Annotated in this window: 2 protein-coding genes; both read left to right on the top strand. The window is 57.2% G+C overall.

Going from position 1 to position 783, the window contains the following annotated elements; genetic code table 11:
• Positions 1-332, top strand: a 332-nt coding sequence (locus AC1D0Z_RS23320; RefSeq protein ID WP_477660496.1) for a hypothetical protein, incomplete at its 5' end; no start/stop codon positions are given.
• An 84-nt stretch (positions 333-416) separates the two neighbouring features.
• Positions 417-773 (top strand): hypothetical protein, encoded by a 357-nt coding sequence (locus tag AC1D0Z_RS23315; RefSeq protein WP_477660495.1) that lies wholly within the window; start codon positions 417-419, stop codon positions 771-773.
• Positions 774-783 lie beyond the last annotated feature (10 nt).

Below are 783 nucleotides of genomic sequence, written 5' to 3'. Positions count from 1 at the left end.
GTTATACCGCAGACCTTGCGGTATACATTACGTTAGATTGCATTGAACGCAGCATCATGACGCACCCCAAAATTCCGCTCCCGATCGTTGAACGCGATGGTCCGTTTCGCGAGTTCAAGCAGGATGCTGCAATCGTGAGTCTTGAGCTCGCTGACGGAACTAACGTTGAAAGGGTGTTGCTCGTGTACCCGAACGAGGTCTGGGCGGTCGATGGTGCAAACGAGCTGCCTTTTGACCCGACCCAGGTCGTAAGGGCGTTTCAAACTTTCGAAGACTTGGCCACACGGTCTTCAAGCGAGTGGAAAGTTTTCGGAGAGACGGATGCAATCTAACTGGTCGCTCGACTCGGAACCGCGGCTGCAGACTGCGGCTTCGCTACGTATGCCACGGTCCGGTCAGCTCCAACGTTAGACCTCATGAACATTTGGCCGCGAGTGATCGAGACGTATGGGCACAACGGGCGCGTTGGCGTTCTGGTGGAGTTTCAACTGCGGAACGACGTCACCGCTCTGACCTCCGAGTTCACCGCTTTCGCCAGAAACGTGGCGGTGCACATTGCAGTGGAGAATCCGGCCTCACTCGAGGCGTTGTTGCAGCAGCGCTTTGCGAAGGACGCAACAAAGTCCGTCCGCTCTCTGGTCGCTGCGACGTCGCACACCCTCGGGGAGCCGATCTCTGTGGTCCGGTTCGTCCGTTGGGACAACGAGCAAGAAATCGGCCAGGATCCAGAGCCGCCTTTGAGAACTGCAGCCGCACTGAGGAAGCACGCATGAGGTCTAACAG

Source organism: Polaromonas sp. P1_E3, from assembly GCF_056405935.1.
This window is presented reverse-complemented; position numbering and strand designations above follow the sequence as displayed.